General features: G+C 37.4%; 16 protein-coding genes. 12 read left to right on the forward strand and 4 right to left on the reverse strand.

The genetic code is table 11. The annotated features are described in order from the left end of the window. The first annotated feature begins 51 nt into the window (after window positions 1–51). From CC92_RS0100770 to CC92_RS0100785, 4 genes are all read left to right on the forward strand, one after another. Window positions 52–2280 (forward strand): ATP-dependent RecD-like DNA helicase, encoded by a 2229-nt coding sequence (locus CC92_RS0100770; protein ID WP_155998309.1) that lies wholly within the window; start codon window positions 52–54, stop codon window positions 2278–2280. A 163-nt stretch (window positions 2281–2443) separates the two neighbouring features. After that, window positions 2444–3361 (forward strand): nucleotidyltransferase family protein, encoded by a 918-nt coding sequence (locus tag CC92_RS0100775; protein WP_029502298.1) that lies wholly within the window; start codon window positions 2444–2446, stop codon window positions 3359–3361. A gap of 26 nt (window positions 3362–3387) precedes the next feature. Then, the gene (locus CC92_RS0100780; RefSeq protein ID WP_051650654.1) at window positions 3388–4125 is read left to right on the forward strand and encodes a ComF family protein; all 738 of its coding nucleotides are present in this window, start codon (window positions 3388–3390) and stop codon (window positions 4123–4125) included. A gap of 13 nt (window positions 4126–4138) precedes the next feature. Next, entirely contained in the window at window positions 4139–4540 is a 402-nt protein-coding gene (locus tag CC92_RS0100785; protein WP_029502296.1) for a flagellar protein, read from the forward strand. A 267-nt stretch (window positions 4541–4807) separates the two neighbouring features. Here CC92_RS0100785 and CC92_RS0100790 read toward each other — a convergent pair whose 3' ends face one another. Both CC92_RS0100790 and CC92_RS0100795 read right to left on the reverse strand, forming a co-directional pair. Continuing rightward, complete coding sequence (locus CC92_RS0100790) at window positions 4808–5647, reverse strand: S1 RNA-binding domain-containing protein (protein ID WP_029502295.1); 840 nt, start codon at window positions 5645–5647, stop codon at window positions 4808–4810. Window positions 5648–5659: 12 nt separating this feature from the next. Continuing rightward, window positions 5660–6373, reverse strand: a complete 714-nt coding sequence (locus CC92_RS0100795; RefSeq protein WP_029502294.1) for an acyl-[acyl-carrier-protein] thioesterase — start codon at window positions 6371–6373, stop codon at window positions 5660–5662. A gap of 299 nt (window positions 6374–6672) precedes the next feature. On the opposite strand from CC92_RS0100795, the gene CC92_RS0100800 reads away from it, so the two are divergent. After that, on the forward strand, window positions 6673–7848 hold the full coding sequence (locus tag CC92_RS0100800; protein ID WP_029502293.1) for a CPBP family intramembrane glutamic endopeptidase: 1176 nt from the start codon (window positions 6673–6675) through the stop codon (window positions 7846–7848). Here CC92_RS0100800 and CC92_RS22000 read toward each other — a convergent pair. Beyond that, window positions 7845–8021, reverse strand: coding sequence for a YjfB family protein (locus tag CC92_RS22000; RefSeq protein ID WP_081841808.1), 177 nt, complete (start codon window positions 8019–8021; stop codon window positions 7845–7847). The two genes, CC92_RS0100800 and CC92_RS22000, sit on opposite strands and share 4 nt — an antisense overlap. A gap of 106 nt (window positions 8022–8127) precedes the next feature. Here CC92_RS22000 and trxB point away from each other — a divergent pair, with 106 nt between their 5' ends. From trxB to CC92_RS0100830, 5 genes are all read left to right on the forward strand, one after another. Next, window positions 8128–9054, forward strand: coding sequence for a thioredoxin-disulfide reductase (gene trxB / locus CC92_RS0100810; protein ID WP_029502292.1), 927 nt, complete (start codon window positions 8128–8130; stop codon window positions 9052–9054). Window positions 9055–9958: 904 nt separating this feature from the next. Continuing rightward, on the forward strand, window positions 9959–10495 hold the full coding sequence (hpf, locus tag CC92_RS0100815) for a ribosome hibernation-promoting factor, HPF/YfiA family (RefSeq protein WP_029502291.1): 537 nt from the start codon (window positions 9959–9961) through the stop codon (window positions 10493–10495). A gap of 387 nt (window positions 10496–10882) precedes the next feature. Further along, window positions 10883–13459 carry a preprotein translocase subunit SecA gene (gene secA / locus CC92_RS0100820; protein WP_029502290.1) on the forward strand — a complete coding sequence of 859 codons (2577 nt, stop codon included), beginning with the start codon at window positions 10883–10885 and terminating at the stop codon, window positions 13457–13459. 366 nt (window positions 13460–13825) lie between these two features. Further along, window positions 13826–14948, forward strand: a protein-coding gene (prfB, locus tag CC92_RS0100825) for a peptide chain release factor 2 (protein WP_420323174.1) whose coding sequence is annotated in 2 segments (ribosomal slippage) — window positions 13826–13888 and window positions 13890–14948 — 1122 coding nt in all. Because the reading frame shifts where the segments join, the coding sequence is not laid out codon by codon here. A gap of 69 nt (window positions 14949–15017) precedes the next feature. Continuing rightward, the gene (locus tag CC92_RS0100830; RefSeq protein ID WP_029502288.1) at window positions 15018–15476 is read left to right on the forward strand and encodes a chemotaxis protein CheW; all 459 of its coding nucleotides are present in this window, start codon (window positions 15018–15020) and stop codon (window positions 15474–15476) included. A 194-nt stretch (window positions 15477–15670) separates the two neighbouring features. On the opposite strand, the gene CC92_RS0100835 is transcribed toward CC92_RS0100830, so the two are convergent. Then, on the reverse strand, window positions 15671–17395 hold the full coding sequence (locus CC92_RS0100835; protein WP_029502287.1) for a methyl-accepting chemotaxis protein: 1725 nt from the start codon (window positions 17393–17395) through the stop codon (window positions 15671–15673). Window positions 17396–17983: 588 nt separating this feature from the next. Here CC92_RS0100835 and uvrB point away from each other — a divergent pair. Together uvrB and uvrA are read left to right on the forward strand one after the other, a co-directional pair. Further along, window positions 17984–19972 (forward strand): excinuclease ABC subunit UvrB, encoded by a 1989-nt coding sequence (uvrB, locus tag CC92_RS0100840; protein WP_029502286.1) that lies wholly within the window; start codon window positions 17984–17986, stop codon window positions 19970–19972. Between the two features lie 26 nt (window positions 19973–19998). After that, on the forward strand, window positions 19999–22842 hold the full coding sequence (uvrA, locus tag CC92_RS0100845) for an excinuclease ABC subunit UvrA (protein ID WP_029502285.1): 2844 nt from the start codon (window positions 19999–20001) through the stop codon (window positions 22840–22842). The last annotated feature ends 7 nt before the right edge of the window (window positions 22843–22849 follow it).

Below are 22849 nucleotides of genomic sequence, written 5' to 3' on the forward strand. Positions count from 1 at the left end.
TAGTGTAGAAATCAATATTTTTACACTGATTGCTACAGAATGGAGATTAGTATGGCAGAAGAGTTAAAAGGATATGTAGAGAGAATTGTATATCGAAATGCAGAAAATGGTTATACTGTATTAAGTCTCTCAGCAGAGGAAGATGAAGTTACCTGCGTTGGAACATTCTCCTTTGTCAATGAAGGAGAATATCTTGCTTTAACCGGTAGCTATACTGCACATCCATTGTATGGCGAACAATTTCAGGTAAGCTCTTATGAGATGAAGGAGCCGGAGGACTTACTATCTATCGAACGTTATTTAGGCTCTGGTGCAATCAAAGGTGTTGGAACTGCATTGGCTGCTCGAATCGTACGAAAATTTAAAGAAAAGACATTTGTGATTATTGAAGAAGAACCAGAGCGTCTAGCTGAAGTAAAGGGAATCAGTGATAAGCTCGCTAGAGAGATTTATCGACAGTTTTCAGAGAAGAGAGAGATGAGAAGTGCTATGCTCTTTCTTCAACAATATGGTATTTCCTTAAATCTTGCAGTGAAAATCTATAAGCAGTATGGAGAGCGTATGTATGAAATAATACGAGAAAATCCATATCGTCTGGCAGAAGATATCAGTGGTGTAGGTTTTAAGATTGCGGATGAAATTGCGTCCCGCATTGGAATTCGAACCGACTCCGATTATCGTGTCAAAGCAGGCATCCTCTATACTTTATTGCTTGCGACTGGGAATGGGCATGTGTATCTTCCAATGCATAGTTTAGTAGGTAAGACTTGTGAGATACTTATGGTGGAAGCAGATACAGTAATGAGACATATCACTTCCCTTGCCCTAGAGAAAAAGCTGGTAGTAAAAGATGCGGGAGAAGAACAGCATGTATATAGTACAACTTTTTACTATATGGAATTAAATGTTGCAAATATGCTTCATGATCTTAGTATCTCCTATGATATCTCCCCAGCACAAATAGAAACAAGGCTTGCAAACATTGAGCAGGAAACAAACCTTAAGTTAGATGAGATGCAGCGATATGCTGTAATGGAAGCAGTTCGTAGCGGACTATTAATTATAACCGGTGGTCCTGGTACTGGTAAGACTACAACCATCAATACTATACTTCGTTTTTTCGAAGCAGAAGGGATGGATATGCTTCTTGCAGCACCCACTGGACGAGCTGCAAAGCGTATGAAGGAAACAACTGGTTATGAGGCAAGTACCATACATCGCCTCTTGGAGCTTTCCAAAGGAATGGATGATAAGGATGGCAGGATGAGCTTCGAACGTAATGAGCTAAATCCATTGGAAGCAGATGTCATCATCATCGATGAGATGTCGATGGTTGACATTTCTTTAATGCACTCTTTGCTAAAGGCAATTACCGTTGGTACTAGAGTGATTTTAGTAGGTGACGTGAATCAGTTACCAAGTGTTGGAGCTGGAAATGTACTACGAGACATGATTGAGTCTAAAGTATTTCCAGTGGTTATGCTGAAAAAGATTTTCAGGCAGGCATCAGAGAGTGACATTATTGTAAATGCCCATAAGATCAATTCCGGAGAACATATCACTTTGGATAATAAAAGCAAGGACTTCTTTTTGCTAAAAAGAGAGGATGTTAACGTAATCATTAGTGTGATTATATCGCTAGTGCGAGATAAAATGCCAAAGTATGTGAATGCATCTATTTATGATATTCAAGTGCTTACGCCAATGAGAAAGGGTGAACTTGGCGTTGAAAGATTAAATCAAGTACTGCAACAATATCTAAACCCCCCTACGCAGGAGAAAAAGGAAAAAGAACACTCCGGAGGAATTTTCCGTGAGGGAGATAAGGTAATGCAGGTAAAGAACAATTATCAAATCACCTGGGAGACGAAAAGCCGTTATGGCATTACGATTGATAGCGGAACCGGTGTATTTAATGGGGATACTGGGGTAATCAAAGAAATTAATCTATTTGCAGAGGAATTAACAGTAGAGTTTGATGAGGGACGTTTGGTCACCTACCCTTTTAGCCAGTTAGAGGAATTAGAATTAGCTTATGCCGTGACTATTCACAAATCACAAGGCAGTGAGTACCCAGCGGTTGTTCTTCCGATTTATAGCGGCCCTAGGATGTTATTTAATCGAAATCTTTTATATACGGCAGTCACTAGAGCAAAACAATGTGTTACCATCGTCGGCAGCGAGAACATGGTACAGACCATGATTGATAATGAGAGTGAATTAAAACGCTATTCGGGTTTAAAAACTCGAATTATGGAGAGAAGCAAGTTGGAAGGATAATTCGTCTTCTTTGATTTACTTAATTTTGAAAAAAGTGGTGCATCTGGAAGGTTCATAGTGTATAATAATTTTAAGAAGATAGGAAATTGACTAATGTTAATTGACAGATGTTAAATAACATAGGACAATTTCTCATAAGATTTAATATTAGGAGGAGTTCCTTATGAATAAGACCACATTAGTAATTATGGCTGCAGGTATTGGTAGCCGTTACGGAGGAGGAATCAAGCAGCTTGAAAAAGTTGGACCAAGCGGTGAGATAATTATGGATTACTCTATATATGATGCGATAGAAGCAGGATTTAATAAAGTTGTATTTATTATCCGTCATGACCTTGAGAAAGATTTTAAAGAGATCATCGGAAGCCGTATTGAAAAACAAATCGAAGTAGAGTACGTATATCAAGAACTTGATAAACTTCCTGTAGGATTTAATAAGCCAGAAGATCGTACAAAGCCATGGGGTACTGGACAAGCTGTATTATGTTGCAAAGGTGTTGTAAATGAGCCATTTGCTGTGATTAATGCTGACGATTATTATGGAAAAGAAGCATTTGTAAAGGTACAGAAATTCTTAAGTAATGTCGATAATAATAGTAAAGAGAACGAATTCTGTATGGCAGGCTTTGTTCTTGGTAATACCCTAAGCGACAATGGTATTGTAACAAGAGGGGTATGTAATGTTGATGAATCAGATTATTTATCCAATATCGAGGAGACCTTTGGAATTGAGAGACAGGGTGATGTAGCAGTAGGTAAAGATGGTAACGGTAATCCTGTAACAATAGCTTTAGATAGCTCAGTATCTATGAACATGTGGGGATTTACAACAAACTTCCTAAATGAGTTAGAATCTGGATTTGTTTCATTTTTACAAGGCATTGAGGAAAATAACCTAAAGGCAGAATACCTATTGCCAAATGTAGTTGGTAAGATGGTAGAAGAAAACAGAGCAAAAGTAAAGGTTTTAAAGACTAACGATAAGTGGTTTGGAGTAACTTATAAAGAGGATAAGCAGCTCGTAGTTGACTCCATTCTAGAATTAATTGCACAGGGTAAGTATCCAAATAAATTGTTTTAACAATTTAGATAGAAGGTGAACACCTCGTGTTGAAAAAGATAGGAAAAGAAATATTGGATGCTGTTTATCCAAAACGATGTCCAATCTGTAGTGAGATATTAGTTCCAAAGGAACGAAAGATATGCAGTAGTTGCAGTGAGGAGCTTCCTGTACTTATGGAACCTCGCTGCAAAAAATGCAGCAAACCGGTCTTGGTTTCGGAGCAGGAGTATTGCTTTGATTGTGTTAAAAAGCAACATCATTATGCCAGAGGATATGCTTGCTTCCTTTATAATGAAAAATTAAAAAAGTCTTTGAGCGAGTTTAAGTATCATGTAAAGAAAGAATATGCAGATTTTTATGTGGCCGCTATGGTAGCTTACCTTGGTGAATGGATACATAAAACAGGGGCAGAAGTGCTAATACCAGTTCCTTTACATAAGAACAAATATAAGCGTAGAGGTTTTAATCAGGCGCAGTTGTTAGCAGAAGGGTTATCAAAAGCACTTTCAATTCCTGTAGATACCAAACTTCTGGTACGAACAATAGATACAATACCACAAAAAAAGCTAGATAATAAAGAACGAATGAGAAATCTGGAGATGGCATTCTCTATTTTAACAAATGGCAAAGAGTCAGAGAAGTTATTCCCATACAAACGGGTGATATTAGTTGATGATATCTATACGACAGGTAGTACAATCGAAGCGTGCACAAATGTATTACAAAGGGCGGGTTGCCCTGAAGTATTCTTTGTTACGGTTTGTATAGGAAGCGGATTCTGAGAAGGGAGTAAACATGGACGTAAGAAATTGTAGAAGCTGTGGAAAATTATTTAATTATTTGGGGGGGACTCCACTTTGTGCTTCCTGTATGCGTGATTTAGACAAAAAGTTTGAAGTTGTGAAAAATTACATATACGACAATCCAAATGCAAGTATACAAGAAGTAGCAGAAGAAAATGAAGTAACAGTGCAACAACTTAGACAATGGGTTCGTGAAGAACGTCTGGCATTTTCTGCAGATTCCTTGGTTGGATTAGAATGTGAAAGTTGTGGAACTATGATTCGTACTGGACGTTTTTGTAATGCTTGTAAAGATAAGCTAGCTAATACCCTTGGAAGTGCATATAAAACGGAGGACACAAAAGGGCAAAAGGATTATCGTGACCGTGCGAAGATGCGTTTCTTAGATTTATAGACTTTCTATAGGGATAAAAAGCTCTTTCTCAAAGAATGGACAACATAAGTTGACTAAGTAACTTATGAGTTTGCTTTTCTTTGATAGGGAGCTTTTTTGATAAGTAGGTATTGGTAGTCAACTTTTACTTTATATCCTTTGAAGCTGTTTCGTATCTTTTATAATTAACGTATCTTTTTAATAGAGTTAACATTTTTTCTTTTAAAAAAGAACGTTCGCTAGGTATGCACTTAATTTTTAATAGCAGTATCTAACGAACTTATTTTCTTATAAAGATTGAATACCGTTATCTGATATCTTTATCTTATTTTCCTTCATTAAGTGGCCAATCGCGCGCTTGAACGCATTCTTGCTGAGATTAAATTCTTTTTTTATATCCTCTGGTTCTGACTTATCATGAAAAGGAAGAAAACCGCCTGCTGAGTTTAGTTTTTCATATATAAGCTCTGCATCTGTATCAAGCTGTAAGTGAGTCTTTTCACGAAGACTAAGATCAAGCTTACCGTCAGCTTGTACCATAGTAACACGTGCTGTAATTGTTTGTCCTGGATTTAGCTTTACATGAAGTTCCTTGTTTGGAATCAAAGCTGAGTATTTGTTATCAACAGCAACAAATGCACCGAAGGCTGGAATGATTTCATATACGATACCAGTAACCTTATCATCTTTTTGATATGGAGAATTCGTTTGTAACAAGTCATAAATCTTCATGGTTGCACAAAGACGCTTACTTTTATCGATATAGAGGCTTACTAAAACCTCTTCCTCGGCCATCACAGGATGTGTCTGTTCTTTAAATGGTAAAAATAAATCTTTTGCAATACCCCAATCTAAGAAGGCGCCAATAGAAGTAACCTCTTTTACTTTTAACATAGCAATCTCTTTTAAGGTAAGCTTTGGGGTGGTAAGTGTTGCGATTGGGCGATCTTCTGAGTCTTTATATACAAAAACTGAGAGTTGATCTCCGACTTTTGTTCCTGGTTCCAATTGATTTTTTGGAAGCAGAATGGTTTCTTCTTTTCTAGTATCCGCATCGTCAGCTAGATAAACACCAAAATCCGTCGTTTTAACAACAGTAAGTGTTTGAATTTTTCCTAATTGAATCATAGTAATTCCTTTCTATTCTATAGTGCCATGAAAGGCAACGTTTACATAGGGATGTCCTTCTTTATCAGAGAGAACAACAGTAATACAGTCCTTAGTTTTGGAGATGCTTGGATAAATGATATCTCCTAAAAGAGCTGACTTTCGATAATCTGCTCTCATTTGCTTAATCTGAAAATTCTCATCAACATAATCAGAAGCCATTCGGATATACTGAGCATTGTTTACATGATTTAATACATCAATATAGGATGGCATGACAGTAAATGGAGGCAAGGAAGTTAATTCCTTCGGAACGATAATTTTACGCTCGGCATACTCCATTTTATAAGCTGGTTCATTTTGATAAGCCTGATAATCTTCCTCTGTAATCTTAACGGGACGATTTAGTTTCGTATCCATGAGTACCCAAATAGAATTTGCCACCGCTGCAACTTCTTTTTTCTCATCGTAAAGAATAAAATTACGGTATCCATATATCCCATTATAATCATATGGCCATGTTCCAATGGTAATCGGCTCACCTAGTGTAGGATAGCGATTAATCATTAATTGCCAAGAACTCATAATCCAAACGCGGGAACGCTTCGTCAATTCAGAAATGCCGACACCCAAGGAATCTGATTGAAAATTAGAGCAATCTTGAAAATAATTGATAATGGATGACACATTCATAGTTTTATTATGGTCAACCTCGCTGTATCTTACTCTGCTGTCATAACTATACATAAGTAAACCTCCACTGTATACGATTATCCCCATTATATCACGTTTCTTCCAAAAATAACAAGAGTAGAGAAATCAACTTCCGATAAGAATTATAATGTGGTATAATAGCGTTAGTAACTTTAGGGAATAGTGTAAAGATGTGAATGTTATGGTATTATTTCGATAGTTATGATGTCAGCTCGAAGAAAGTGAGTATGCATATTATAAGTGCTTGTGATTATGATATAATAAGGAAGAGAGTTAACTGTGCAACATTTTATACCCAACATAACGAGAAATGAAAATTCAGGAGGTCTGGGATGAATTACGTTAGAAGAATAAATATAGTATTCCTGTGTACCGTAGCTACTATATTTGTTTCAAGTTTTATATCTTTTGGAAATATTACATCAAATGGTGCCATCTTGTTATTGCTATCGCAGGCAATCATAGCAGGTCCTTCCATTGTTTTTCTCATTATAGAAAGTAGAAGACTAAGGAGTTTATCGGATGGGATTAGTTCGGATTATCAGAGAAGTAGTTCTATGAACTACTCTATGGGATATGACAGTCACAAAGGGAAAAATAGCATTCGTGAGCAATTATGCTTTCACAAGGTATCTTTGCCGAATGTGTTATGGCTAATATTATTTACAATCTGTATCACTCCAGCTATTAATTTTGTAAATGCAATCTCTCGTATGTTCTCGGTAGCTGCAATTAATGATACGATGTTAAATATTACTCAAAATAATTCCTACCTATTTGCATTATTCTGTGTTGCTTTTGTACCTTGTGTAATGGAGGAAATCGTATACCGAGGTCTATTTTACCAAGGGTATCGAAGAGTGCATCCTCTTGGAGCAGCTTTTTTATCTGCTTTCTTATTTGGAATCTTGCATGGTAACTTGAATCAGTTTTGCTATGCATTTGTTATGGGAATTATATTTGCTTTTGTTATAGAAGCAACGGATTCACTTCTTTCGACGATGATTATTCATTTTATTATGAATGGTTGGTCGATTACCTTACTATATGCGATTCCAAGATTATTTGAGTACTTAAAGAACATGGCAAATGATGCAATCGCGCGTGGTGACCAGGAGCTTGCAAATTCTATTACGAGATTACTAGGAACTGACAACTTTGATTTTAACCAGATATTTCAAGAGAGCGCCAATACAGTATTAACAGATATGAATCTGTTTGATATTATCAGAACCTATGGACTTACTGCTTTACTAGGCGGTGCTCTTGCGTTTTTAATTTATCGTAAGATAGCAAAAAATACGGGAAGATATGAATATATTAAGAGTTTATTTTCAAAGAATAAGGATGATATAATAGAAAGAAATCATGAAATTTCTGGTTATGGGTATAAAGGCGAAGGGAAAGTAAAAGCTAGTGCCTTATTTACCCTCCCTCTTTGGATTGCAATCGCAATCTGCGTCTTTAATTTAGTGATGGGTGAACTTATCCTTCAAGGTATTATTTAACACTTAACGTCAATGGTTTGACCAAGGTTAGGTGCTACGGATTGCTCCATTAGCTTTGTGATATTTTCACCCATCTGCTTTATGGAACTTAGATTCATCGATAACACAGCAGTGTTAACCTGAGTCATAAGGTTTGCTTGGCTACTCGCCATGGATAAAGCAGCGATATCCATAGATATACCACCTTTCTGTGTGTATACACATGTGTTACATCGACATATTAGATAGGAAACTTTAGCGAAAAATTGCTTATTATAGTATTGTAAAGGAGTGTTGAGTATGAATAAAACAATTCATGACCTGGCCATTATAGGTTCAGGACCAGCAGGATTAACTGCAAGTATTTATGCATCAAGAGCAGAGTTAAGTACCATAGTGATTGAAAAGGAACCAATGAGTGGCGGTCAAATCATTAATACGTATGAAGTGGATAACTATCCTGGAATTCCAGGAATCGGTGGATTTGATTTGGCTGTTAAATTTAGAGAGCATAGCGATAAACTTGGTGCTACTCATGTTTACGGTGAAGTGACAGCATTTGAAGTAGAGGATGGTATTAAAAAAATCGTTCTGGACAATGGGGAAGAGTATTACTCAAAATCACTTATTATTGCAACTGGAGCTGCTCCTCGAAAATTAAATGTGAGTGGTGAAGCAGAATTTCAAGGAATGGGAGTGTCTTACTGTGCAACCTGTGATGGCGCTTTCTTCCGTGGTAAGACGGTAGCAGTCGTTGGTGGTGGAGATGTAGCGGTAGAGGATGCCATCTTCCTTGCAAGAATTTGTAAAGAAGTACATGTAATTCATCGTAGAGAGGAATTCCGAGCTGCTAAAACTTTAATTACAAAGCTATTATCTTTTGAGAATGTAACCGTTCATTGGAATAGTGTGGTGGATGAAATTACTGGTACTGACGCTGTTAACGGAGTAAAGGTACGAAATGTTGTTACGAAAGAAGAATCGGAACTTAATTTGGAGGGTATATTTATAGCAGTAGGTAATGTACCGAATTCATTAGTCTATACACCTACTGTAGAAGTTGACAGAGGCGGCTATATTGTCGCAGATGAAAGTTGTGAAACGAATGTTCCTGGTGTATTCGCAGCAGGGGATATCCGTACGAAGGAACTTAGACAGGTTATTACAGCAGCATCTGATGGAGCGGTTGCGGTAACCGGTGTAGAGCGCTATTTGAATAATATATAAAAATAGTAATATAGAAATCAAACGTTATGATTGGAGAATGATGTAGGGCATACCATTGCCTATGTTATTCTCCAATTTTTATTCATGACAAGGAAAAGTTCGCAAAGCGTGCTTTTTCTTGTTGATACAACAGAAAGCCCTCGTTGGGTAGTTTGCATTTCGTATAAAGGTAGGATGCTCTTTGTTTTATAAGAAATTGTTGGTGGTGATGGCGCTATTTAGACAATAGAAAGCGGAATAGTTTGACAAGAGAGTACAGAAAAATTCTGATAATTGTCAGAATACAAAGAAAATATAGAAATAAAATAATCTTCAAAAATGCTATTGACAAGAAAGAGGTTATACAAAGTGCACAAACCAATTTACATATTTGGGAATAAACAACAAATATATAAAGGTAAGAAAAAATTATTCCAAAAGTTATCCACAAAAAAAACATAGAAAATGACGTACTTTAAAAGTTATGCACGGAGTTATCCACATTATCCACAGTGAATAACCACATTTGTCGTATAAAAAAATCGTGTCAAGCTCGAATATGTGTTTTGTCATATCTGTAAAATTGTACAATATGACTATTATTTTCAAAAGACGCACTTGACAATAATATTGTCGGAAAAATGAGATTTTAAAGCTTCATTTGCTCGGAATATTGTCGAATAATTTAGAATAAGTGCTTTATATAGAATATTAAAGGAGATATTGAGAGTAAAGTTGAAACAAAATTCGACCAATTATAAAATGAGTGGGACAATTTGATGAAAATATGATAATTTTTGGACAGAAGGGCTTGTCTAAGATTTTAAATAGTGGTATAATAACAGTAACATAAAGAAAGACATAAAGGATCATAATTCACTGTCTAGCTTATGTTGGAATATCAGACGATAAGGAGTTGGTCAGTATGCGTTATATAATCAGCGGTAAGAATATTGATGTAACAGAGGGACTTAAGAGTGCAATCTATGAGAAGATCGGAAAGTTGGAAAAATATTTTAATCCAGAGACAGAGATTCATGTTACATTGAGTGTTGAAAGAGATCGTCAGAAAATTGAAGTTACTATTCCTATGAAAGGTAATATCGTTAGAGCAGAACAAGTAAGCAGTGATATGTATGCTTCCATAGATCTTGTTGAAGAAGTAATTGAGAGACAACTTAAAAAGTATAAAAATAAACTGATAGACATGAAACAGTCTTCAGCAAACTTTAATCCATCCTTTTTTGAAGAGGACGAAAGCGACGTAAGCGATGAAGAGGAAATTAACATTACTCGTGTAAAGAGATTCGCTATGAAGCCAATGGATGCAGAAGAAGCTTGTGTACAGATGGAGCTTCTTGGACATAGCTTCTACGTTTTCCGCAATGCAGAAACCGATGAAGTAAATGTAGTTTATAAGAGAAAGGGTAATTCTTACGGTTTAATTGAGCCTGAATTCTAGGAGGCGAAGGGGTAGTTCCTTAAAATTTAACTGAAAGAACGTATCGGTAGTTAAGAGCTTAAATGAAATCATACAAATGAATTTAGAGTGCTAACATGCATATAGATAAGGCTGTTGTTAAGTAAGACAAAGGGAAAGACCTTTGGAACGCTTAGTAACAGCCTTGTTATATTGGAAGAACAATGCACACAGACCAAGTAATTTATTGTTGAATAGTAGAGGTGTAAATGATACAATAGAATCTATAGGGTTTAAAAGCGATGGTAGGCGCGAAATAAGATACACATCAAGTTGTAGAGTCCGCATGCTTACCTGCTTTATTCGTTCTAACCTTGATTGGGAGAACGCATGGGGCTTTACAATGAAATGTTAGGAGTGAAAACGTAAATGGGATTAATAAAGAAACTGTTTGGAACACACAGCGAACGAGAGATAAAACTTATCCGACCAATAGCAGATAAGATAGAAGCATTAGAGCCGGAGATGATAAAACTTTCGGATGATGAACTAAGAGGCAAGACAATAGAGTTTAAGAATCGTTTGAAAAATGGTGAAACATTAGACGATATCTTAGTAGAAGCTTATGCAGTAGTTCGAGAAGCTGGGAAGAGAACCCTTGGTAATAGAGCTTATTATGTTCAGCTACTTGGTGGTATCATTCTTCATCAGGGAAGAATCTCTGAGATGAGAACTGGTGAAGGTAAGACACTTACGTCTACATTTCCAGCATACCTTAACGCACTCGAAGGAGAAGGCGTACACATCGTAACCGTAAATGACTATCTTGCAAAGCGTGACGCTGAGTGGATGGGTGAAGTTCATCGTTTTCTTGGTTTAAGTGTTGGATGCATCTTAAACGACATGGATAATGACGAAAGAAGAAAAGCATATAATTGTGATATTACTTATGCTACGAATAACGAATTAGGTTTTGATTACTTAAGAGATAACATGGTTATTTATAAAGAGCAGCTTGTTATGAGAGATTTACACTTTGCTATCATCGATGAGGTTGACTCTGTATTAATTGATGAGGCTAGAACTCCTCTTATTATTTCTGGTCAAAGTGGTAAGTCAACAAGACTGTATGAAGCATGTGACATCTTAGCTCGTCAGTTAACCAAAGGTACAGCGAAAGAGCTTACTAAGATGGATATCATCATGAAAGAAGATGATCAAGAAACTGGCGATTTTGTTGTCAATGAGAAGGAAAAGAACGTAAACCTTACTGCAGAGGGTGTGGAAAAGGTAGAGCGTTTCTTTAAGATAGAAAATCTTGCAGATCCTGAGAATCTTGAAATTCAGCATAACATTATCTTAGCATTAAGAGCTCATTACTTAATGGCTAAGGATAAGGATTATGTTGTGAAGGATGACGAGGTATTAATCGTAGATGACTTTACCGGACGTATTATGCCAGGTAGAAGATATTCTGACGGTTTACATCAGGCAATAGAAGCAAAGGAACATGTAAAGGTTAAGAGAGAGAGTAAGACACTTGCAACCATTACCTTCCAGAACTTCTTTAATAAATACGCTAAGAAATGTGGTATGACTGGTACTGCATTAACTGAAGAAAACGAATTTCGTGAAATCTACGGAATGGACGTTGTAGAAGTACCAACCAATCGCCCAGTTGCACGTGTTGATAAAGATGATGCCGTATATCGTACCAAGAGAGAAAAATTAAATGCGGTTGTAAATGCAATTGTGGAAGCTCATAAGGCAGGACAGCCGGTGCTTGTTGGTACAATTACAATCGAAGCATCCGAAGAAATCAGTGAGTTATTAAAGAAAAAGAACATTCCTCACAAGGTATTAAATGCGAAGTTCCATGAACTAGAGGCGGAAATTATTGCAGATGCTGGCCAAAAGGGTGCTGTAACAATTGCTACTAACATGGCTGGTCGTGGTACGGATATTAAGCTTGGAGAAGGTGTAAAAGAACTTGGTGGTCTTAAGATCATCGGTACAGAGCGTCATGAATCCAGACGTATTGATAACCAGTTACGTGGTCGTTCGGGTCGTCAGGGTGATCCAGGTGAATCCTGTTTCTATATCTCATTGGAAGACGATTTGATGCGTTTGTTTGGTTCGGAACGTTTAAATACAATCTTTAAGTCCCTTGGTTTACCAGAAGGTGAGCAGATTGAGCATAAGATGTTAAGTGGTGCTATCGAGAAGGCACAAAAGAAAATCGAGGATAATAACTTTGGTATTCGTAAGAATCTTCTTGAGTACGATAAGGTAAATAACGAGCAGCGTGAGATTATCTATGCGGAGAGACGTAAAGTATTAAATGGCGAAAGCATGAGAGATGTTATCTTTAAGATGATTACAGATAATGTTGAATCTTGTGTAAATGCTTGTATTAGCGACGACCAACTTCCAGAAGAATGGGATTTAGCAGAGTTAAATCAGATGTTACTTCCAATTATTCCAATGGAACCAGTGGAGTTAACGGATGATCAAATCAGACATATGAAGAAAAATGAATTAATTCATATGTTAAAAGAAAAGGCAGTGAAGCTATACGAAGAGAAGGAAGCAGAGTTCCCAGAGAAAGAGCATTTAAGAGAGGTGGAGCGTGTCGTACTTCTTCGAGTAATTGACCGTAAGTGGATGGATCATATTGATGATATGGATCAATTACGTCAAGGTATCGGTTTACAAGCATATGGTCAGAGAGATCCTAAAACAGAATATAAGTTTAGCGGTTTTGAAATGTTTGACACGATGATTAATGCTATTACAGAAGATACCGTAAAGGCATTAATGCATGTTCGTATCGAGCAGAAGGTAGAACGTGAAGAGGTGGCTAAGGTTACCGGTACAAACCGTGATGAATCTGTAGCGAAAGCTCCTGTAAAGAGAGCAACCAAGAAAGTTCAGCCAAATGATCCATGCCCATGTGGAAGTGGAAAGAAATATAAGCATTGCTGTGGTGGAGTTGGAAGAATCTAATTTACACCAAGGGTAAGGTTTATGATAGAGAAACAAGGAAAAGCACGCCTGGCGAACTTTTCCTTGTTATGAAATAGAAAGCGGATGTAATGTCCGCTTTCCTGTAGAATAAAGTGAAGTTGAAAGTTAATAGAATAAAGTGAAGTTGAAAGTTAATAGAATAAAGTGAAGTTGAAAGTTAATAGAATAAAGTGAAGTTGAAAATCTATAGAATAAAGTAATAATGAAAGTTAACAGTATTAATTGAGATTGAAGCTCAAAGGAATTCCATTTTTACTTTCTAAATAGAAACCAAGATGCTGCAATACAGCAACAACCATGATAAAAATATAGTAATAAGAATATGAAAAGAAATGAGGTGGTTAGATGGTTGAATTGGATCAGTTTAAGTACACACTGAGTCAATATGAAAAGCCGCTAATCGAAGTGGGGGATTCACTTTGACCTCACTAATAAGAAGCTGAGGATTGAAGAAATTGAAGGAATTATGGAAGAACCAAATTTTTGGGATTCCACAGAAAAGTCACAAGCCTACATGAAAGAACTAAAGAATCTGAAAGATATCGTTTCGGAATACAATGGTTTAAAGGGGCAGTATGATGACATTTTAACTCTGCTTGAGATGGGATATGAAGAAGAGGATCCAGAGTTAATTCCTGAGATTGAACAAGAGTTAGAGCAGTTTATTGATTCACTTGAGGAGCTTAGATTAAGTACATTATTATCCGATGAGTATGACAAGGATAATGCGATACTTACCCTACATGCAGGTGCGGGCGGAACGGAAAGCTGTGACTGGGCAAGTATGTTATATCGTATGTACCAACGCTGGGCAGACAAAAAAGGATATACCACAGAGCTTTTAGATTTTTTAGACGGTGAAGAAGCCGGCTATAAGTCTGTTACTCTTCAGATAAATGGTATTAATGCATACGGTCATCTAAAGTCAGAGCGAGGGGTTCATCGTCTGGTTCGTATCTCACCGTTTAATGCTGCTGGGAAGAGACAAACTTCTTTTGTTTCCTGTGATGTTATGCCTGATATTGAAGAGGATATCGATATTGAGATTAATGAAGAAGATTTGCGTATTGATACGTACCGTTCTTCTGGTGCAGGTGGACAGCATGTGAATAAGACATCTTCTGCTATACGTATTACCCACCTTCCAACTGGTATTGTAGTACAATGTCAAAATGAACGTTCTCAGTTTCAAAACAAGGATAAGGCGATGCAGATGTTAAAGGCAAAGCTTTATTTAAAGAAACAAGAAGAAAATCAAGCAAAAGAATCCGGTATTCGTGGCGAGATAAGAGACATTAATTTTGGAAATCAAATAAGATCCTATGTTCTTCAGCCCTATACTATGGTGAAAGATCATAGAACCAATACAGAAGTTTCTAATGCACTTGGCGTTCTGGACGGTAATATAGATCCGTTTATTAATGCTTATCTTAAGTGGATTCATACTTCCAGCGATGAGGAAGCTTAGTAATATGTAAATGCAGTACAAAACATACGATAATTTTATTGCGCACATGCGCAGGAATGGAGGGTTAGTATGGAGGCAACAAAACAGGTAGTATTTAAACTAGGAGGGGAAGAGTACGGATTTGATATCTTGATTGTGAATGCAATTGAAACTTATCATGGAGTCGTTCCAGTTCCTAATGCTCCAGACTATATTCTCGGCATTTTGAATCTGAGAGGAGAAGTTATCCCAGTATACAGCCTCCGTGTGAAATTCGGATTGCCTGAAGTGGAGTCTACAACCTCTCAATTGGTTGTTACCAAAACCAATGGTATGACAGTTGGGTTCAAGGTAGATGCCGTGGATGGTATTGTCGAATTTAGCTCAAAAGATCTGAATGAAGTTCCTGTTATTATTAAAAGTAAGAAAACGAAGTATGCGAAGTTAGTAGCGAACAGAAATGGGAAGATGATTGTTCTTCTAGATCACGATGGGATACTTGACGATAAAGAGCAAGAGTCTATTGTGCGTCTTATGGAGGAACAATAGGATAATCCGTGTTATTAAAAAAATATAGTAATAAAAAATCGATTTCTGATAGTGGATATACGCTATAGAAATCGATTTTTATATTCATGACAAGGAAACGTTTACGAAGCTTGATTTTCTTGTTTGCAAGTTAACAAGAATTGATTCATGATCTTCAGGATTTAAGACAGAACGCTGTTTACTACATAGTATGATTAAATATTTGTAAATCTATCCGCTTCTTCCTTTAAGTGAGCTAAGATCTGCTCATTCTGATACATGTCTTGTTGAATAACGTCCATGTTGCTAACGAGGCTGGTTGTGTTATTGGCAACATTGGTGACACCGATTGCACTTTCATCAATAGAGCGATTAATACCATCAAAGGCTACGACCATATCAGCCATCATGCCCTTAATCTGTGTGGTGAGGGATTCGAATTCATCCATGGTAGTTTTTATGCTGGTAGCATCGTCATGATATTGGATGCCTGCCTTTACGAAGGAATCATAGTCGTTCACAACGGTGGTATTCATAAACTGGAGGATCTGTTCTGAACTATTTGCAAGATTTTCGACAGCAGTTAACACCGTGTTACTAATGGTTTGTATGCTATTTGCAGTGGTACGGCTGCTATCAGCTAATTGTCGGATTTCCTCTGCGACAACTGCAAATCCCTTACCGGCTTCCCCGGCACGAGCTGCTTCGATAGAGGCATTTAGGGCAAGTAGATTAGTTTGACTTGAAATACTTAGAATTTCTCCGGTCAAATCATTGATGCTTTGTACTTGTTTGCTGTCTTCGATTGCTTTTGTGAGAGCGCTATTAATATGGTTAATAATATCAATAGTTCTATTCTTATTTTCAAAGCCCTTTTCCTTAATTTCGTTGGCTTTCGTTTGCATTTCATCTGTATAAGAAAGTAAATTAGTAGTACGTGTTGACATGGTATCAACCATAGAATCGGTATTGTTAGCATTTTCCGTCACATTTACTACGGTAGCTGCAATTTCCTCGGTACTTGCGGCTAATTCTTGCATGGTGGAGGAAATATCACAGGAGGCATCATTTGCAGTACCGAGGCTGGACACAACAGTTTGAATACTAGAATTAAGTTGGTTCGTTGTAGATACAATATTTTTAATGGTTGCTTGGAGAGTATCAAGGAACGTGTTAATTCCAGTTACTAATACGCCGAACTCATCCTTGCTTTTACAATCAACACGTAGAGTCAGGTCACCCTTATCCTCTTGAATTGTTTTCATGATATGATTTAGTTGGGTAGTTGTTTTCTTTAATGGATGAAGGATATAGCGCGCAATAACAGTGATGGAAGCAAGAACTAAAACAGCTACGATTGCTACCGTTATCACTGTGGTATTGATAGAACGCTGGTAGCTTAATTTTAGGTCTTTTGTGGCTTCATTTACGCCAACGATATTTTTGGATAGCATTTCTGCCAGGATATTTTCCATCTGAGTGGCCAAGGTAATGAGTTCTTTGTTCGCTATCTCTAGAGCCTTGGTTTTATCACCTTCATGGCTAGTTTCAAAGGCTGTTTTAAACGTTGCAGCAGCTACTTTATAGACGGATAGATACTCATTGAATGATTGCCTCGTTTCTTCGTCTTTTAGAAGCGCACTAAAATCAGTATGAGTTTTTGTAATAGTTTCATAGACAGAGCTTACTTGGCCTTCTAACTCTATCAGTTTGTCATTGTCAGTAGTAATACAATGGAGATATAAGATTTTTTGAAGTGTTTGGATGTCCTTTTGCAATTGGTCAATACACATGATGTTAATGAGATAATGTTGGCTAATTTCTTTACCGTCTTCATAAACATCCTTTGCCGACCTAGCACTGGTAGCAGAGACACTAAGCGCTAAGATTGATAATAAGGCTATAATTGTAATAAGTTTGACACGAATTGATTGAAACATTTGTTCTCCTTTTCTTTTGTTGAAATTCAGGTTTTTGAGGAATTATTAAAAGAAATTTTTGGTTGCGTTTGATGTGGTCACTGAGAACTAGCATACTATGAGACATGTAGCGGGACAAAGCGAATAGAGTTTTTTGGGGGTAAATTATGTATTCACGTTTCACGGAAAAGTCGTTATTAAGTTAGTAAATAGCGAATGAAAGTTTTAACAAACTAATCAATAGAAATGGTAGAATGAAATTTATACCTTAGAATAAAAGCCCTAATTCGGTTTGTTTCTTAATAGAAAATCAAAATGAAACAAAACAACCAAAATTACGATTGAAATATAGCATAAAATGCAAATAGGAACAATACTCAAATTAAATAAATATTAATTCAAAAGTAAAGATATTTTTTACAATTTATAATTTATTTTACATTCTTTGTATATTTCAGGTGAAAATATTGAGAACAAACATCGATTTCTTGTTAGAAATTTAGGATGGAAAGATTCGAACAGACATTCGAAAAATATTGCATCTAAAATATGGTTATGATATAATGACTAAGAATTAGTATGGACTGAGAGAAGACAGGAGAGGCAAACATGGATCATTTTAAATTAGTGTCGGAATTTGCACCGACTGGAGATCAGCCTGAGGCGGTAGAAGCTTTGGTTAAGGGGTTTGAAGAAGGAAATCAGTTTGAAACCTTACTAGGCGTTACCGGTTCTGGTAAGACCTTTACAATGGCGAATGTCATTCAAAGGTTGAATCGTCCTACGTTAATCATCGCACATAATAAGACGTTAGCAGCACAGCTGTATGGTGAGTTTAAAGAATTCTTTCCAGAGAATGCAGTGGAATACTTTGTTTCCTACTATGACTATTATCAGCCAGAAGCTTATGTGCCATCAACTGATACTTATATAGAGAAAGACTCTGCCATCAATGATGAAATTGATAAGCTGCGTCATTCGGCGACGGCAGCATTAACGGAACGACGTGATGTAATTATTGTTGCATCGGTATCTTGTATTTATGGACTAGGTAGCCCGGTAGATTATCAAAACATGACACTTTCCCTACGTCCGGGAATGATAAAAGATCGTGATGATGTGCTTCGTCGTCTTGTTGAGATTCAGTATACAAGAAATGATATGGATTTTAAGCGAGGTACGTTTCGTGTTCGTGGCGATGTTGTTGAAATATTCCCGATTACTGGATCAGATCTGGCATACAGAGTTGAATTCTTTGGTGATGAGGTGGAGCGTATTACGGAGATAGATGTTTTAACTGGTGAGATTAAGTGTACGTTAGAGCATATGGTTATCTTCCCTGCATCTCATTATGTTGTATCCAAGGAGAATCTTGAGAAGGCTATTGTTAATATAGAGGCAGAGTTAGAGGAGCGGATCCGGTATTTTAAGAGTGAGGACAAGCTTTTAGAAGCGCAGAGAATCTCGGAGCGTACTCATTTTGATATTGAGATGCTACGAGAAACTGGTTTTTGCTCAGGAGTTGAAAACTACTCCATGCACCTTGCAGGTTTGACGCCAGAGAGTACACCTCATACCTTGATTGATTATTTCCCAGATGATTTCTTAATCATTGTGGATGAATCGCATATTACCATCCCGCAGGTACGAGGAATGTATGCAGGTGACCAGTCAAGAAAGAGTACCTTGGTGGATTATGGATTCCGCCTACCGTCTGCGAAGGCTAACCGACCTTTAAACTTTACGGAATTTGAGAGTAAAATTAATCAGATGCTTTTTGTTTCTGCTACACCAAATGTATATGAAAAAGATCATGAGTTACTACGTGCAGAGCAGATTATTCGACCAACAGGTCTGCTTGATCCGATTGTTGAAGTTAGACCAGTACATGGGCAGATTGATGATTTGGTTTCTGAAGTAAATAAGGAAACAGCGAAGAAAAATAAGGTTATGATCACGACATTAACCAAGAGAATGGCAGAAGATTTAACGGATTATATGAGAGAGTTAGGAATCCGCATAAAATATCTACATTCGGATATTGATACACTAGAACGCTCAGAAATTATCCGTGACATGCGTATGGATGTGTTTGATGTATTAGTTGGTATTAACTTATTACGTGAGGGTCTTGATATCCCTGAGATTAGCTTAGTTGCGATTCTTGATGCGGATAAAGAAGGATTCTTACGTTCCGAAACATCATTGATTCAGACAATTGGACGTGCTGCCCGTAATGCAGAAGGTCGCGTTATTATGTATGCCGACAGAATTACTGATTCGATGGATAAGGCACTTAGAGAGACCGAGCGTCGTCGTAAGATTCAGGATGAATACAATGAAAAACATGACATTACACCTCAGACAATAAAGAAAAAAGTACGTGAACTAATCAGCATTTCTAAGAAAGTAAGCAAAGAAATGTATGATATGAATGTGAAGGACTACGAATCTATGAGCCGCAAGGAATTAGAAGCGGTAGCGAAGAAATTAACAAAAGAGATGCATACGGCAGCAGCTGAATTGAATTTCGAGCTTGCAGCAGAGCTTCGTGATAAATTGTTAGAATTAAAGAAGCAAATTAATGAGTTAGACTAATAGAAATTAGAATAGAGGTTAACACGATGGCTGATAATAAACACTTTATCAAAATCCGCGGTGCCAAAGAACATAATCTTAAGGGAATTAGTGTTGATATACCAAGAGATGAATTTGTTGTTCTTACGGGGCTTAGCGGTTCCGGTAAATCCTCTCTTGCATTTGATACAATCTATGCAGAGGGGCAGAGACGATATATGGAATCGTTATCGTCTTATGCAAGACAGTTCCTTGGTCAGATGGAGAAACCGAATGTGGAAAGTATTGAAGGATTATCTCCTGCGATATCCATAGACCAAAAATCAACAAACCGTAATCCAAGATCTACGGTTGGAACAGTGACAGAAATTTATGATTATTTCCGTTTGCTCTATGCAAGAATCGGTATTCCACATTGTCCTGTCTGCGGGAAGGAAATTAAGAAACAGACCGTTGACCAGATGGTAGATGAGATTATGAGATTACCAGAAGGTACGAAATTACAACTTCTTTCCCCTGTAGTACGTGGTAGAAAAGGTGAGCACGTTAAAATATTTGAGCAGGCTAAAAAAAGCGGTTATGTTCGTGTAATGGTAGATGGAAATCTATATGAGCTGACCGAAGAGATTAAACTGGAAAAGAATAAAAAACATAATATCGAGATAATGGTAGACCGTATCGTTGTAAAGTCTGGAATCGAAAAGAGACTTACGGATTCTGTGGAAAGTGTTCTAAAATTAAGTGATGGTCTTCTTATCGTTGATGTTATCGGAGGGGAGCAGTTAACATTCTCTCAAAGTTTTTCCTGTCCGGATTGTGGAATCAGTATGGAAGAGATGGAACCAAGAACTTTCTCCTTTAATAATCCGTTCGGAGCGTGTCCAGAGTGTCATGGTATTGGTATTAAGATGGAATTTTCAGAAGAATTATTAATTCCAGATACTTCACTAAGTATCGATGATGGCGCGATTGCTGCAATGGGCTGGGCATCCGTAACTGATAAAGGAAGTTATACAAGGGCTACGATGGAAGCACTCGCAAAAGAGTATGATTTTAAATTAAGTACACCATATCGTGACTATCCTGATAAGATAAAATATATTATTATGCATGGTACGGATGGTAAGACTGTAAAGGTTCACTATCAAGGACAGCGTGGTGTAGGTGTTTACGATGTGGCATTCGAAGGATTAATTCGAAATATGGAACGTAGATATCGTGAAACTGGTTCAGAGACACAACGTGCAGAATACGAGACATTTATGAATACCACTCCATGTAAGGCTTGTAAGGGAAAGAGACTGAAGCGAGAGGCACTTGCTGTTACCGTAGGTGATATGAATATTGCAGATGTTACGGGTTTATCCATTCGAGAACTTTACGAATTCATGAACAACCTTAGTTTAACACCAATGCAGTTAAAGATTGGTGAGCTGGTATTAAAAGAAATTCGTGCCAGAATCGGATTCTTAATGGATGTAGGTCTTGATTATCTAACCCTTGCCAGAGCAACAGGAACATTATCCGGCGGAGAGGCACAGAGAATTCGTCTGGCTACTCAGATTGGCTCAGGCTTAGTAGGTGTTGCTTATATCTTGGACGAGCCAAGTATCGGTTTGCATCAAAGAGATAATGATAAACTTTTAAAGACCTTAAAGCATCTGAAAGACCTTGGAAATACGCTGATTGTAGTTGAGCATGATGAAGACACGATGTTTGCAGCAGATTGTATTGTAGATATCGGCCCTGGCGCAGGAGAGCATGGTGGTGAGGTAGTAGCGGTAGGTACTGCACAGGAAATCATGGACAATCCAAACTCGATTACTGGTGCTTACTTAAGCGGAAGAATTAAGATTCCGGTACCAAAGGTGAGAAAAGAACCAACTGGTTACTTAACGATTAAGGGTGCAAAAGAGAATAATCTTCGTAATATCAATGTGGATATTCCTCTTGGAGTCATGACCTGTGTTACAGGGGTATCTGGTTCTGGTAAGAGTTCCTTAGTGACACAGATTTTATATAAACGTTTGGCAAGAGATTTAAACAGGGCTCGTTGTATTCCGGGGAAACACGACGATATGATAGGAATAGATAAGCTTGATAAGGTTATTAACATTGACCAGTCACCAATCGGACGTACTCCTAGATCAAATCCTGCTACTTATACTGGTGTATTTGATCAAATCCGTGATTTATTTGCAGCGACACAAGATGCAAAGATGAAGGGATACAGTAAGGGTCGCTTTAGTTTTAATGTAAAGGGCGGACGTTGTGAAGCTTGTAGCGGTGATGGTATCATTAAGATTGAGATGAACTTCTTACCGGATATCTATGTTCCGTGTGAGGTCTGTGGAGGTAAACGCTATAATCGTGAGACCTTAGATGTTCGGTATAAAGGAAAGAATATCTATGATGTTCTTGATATGACAGTAGAAGAAGCGGTGAAATTCTTTGAGAATGTGCCATCGATCAAGAGAAAGATAGAAACCCTGAATGATGTTGGACTCTCTTACTTAAAGCTTGGCCATCCTTCCACTTCTCTTTCTGGTGGTGAGGCACAGCGTATTAAGTTAGCAACAGAACTAAGCAAACGTAGTACCGGAAAGACAATCTATATCTTAGATGAGCCAACCACGGGTCTTCACTTCGCAGATGTTCATAAGTTAGTGGACATCTTACAACGACTATCCGAAGGTGGTAATACGGTTGTAGTGATAGAGCATAACCTCGATGTAATTAAGACTGCGGACTATATTATCGATATCGGACCAGAAGGTGGAGATAAAGGCGGTACGGTGATTGCTAAGGGAACCCCGGAAGAGGTTGCTAAGGTGAAAGAGTCATATACGGGTTATTATATAAAGAGATATCTCGAAGAGGTTAGAGGGTAGGTTAGTA

It is taken from the genome of Lachnoclostridium phytofermentans (assembly GCF_000733755.1).
Lineage (GTDB): Bacteria > Bacillota > Clostridia > Lachnospirales > Lachnospiraceae > Lachnoclostridium > Lachnoclostridium phytofermentans_A.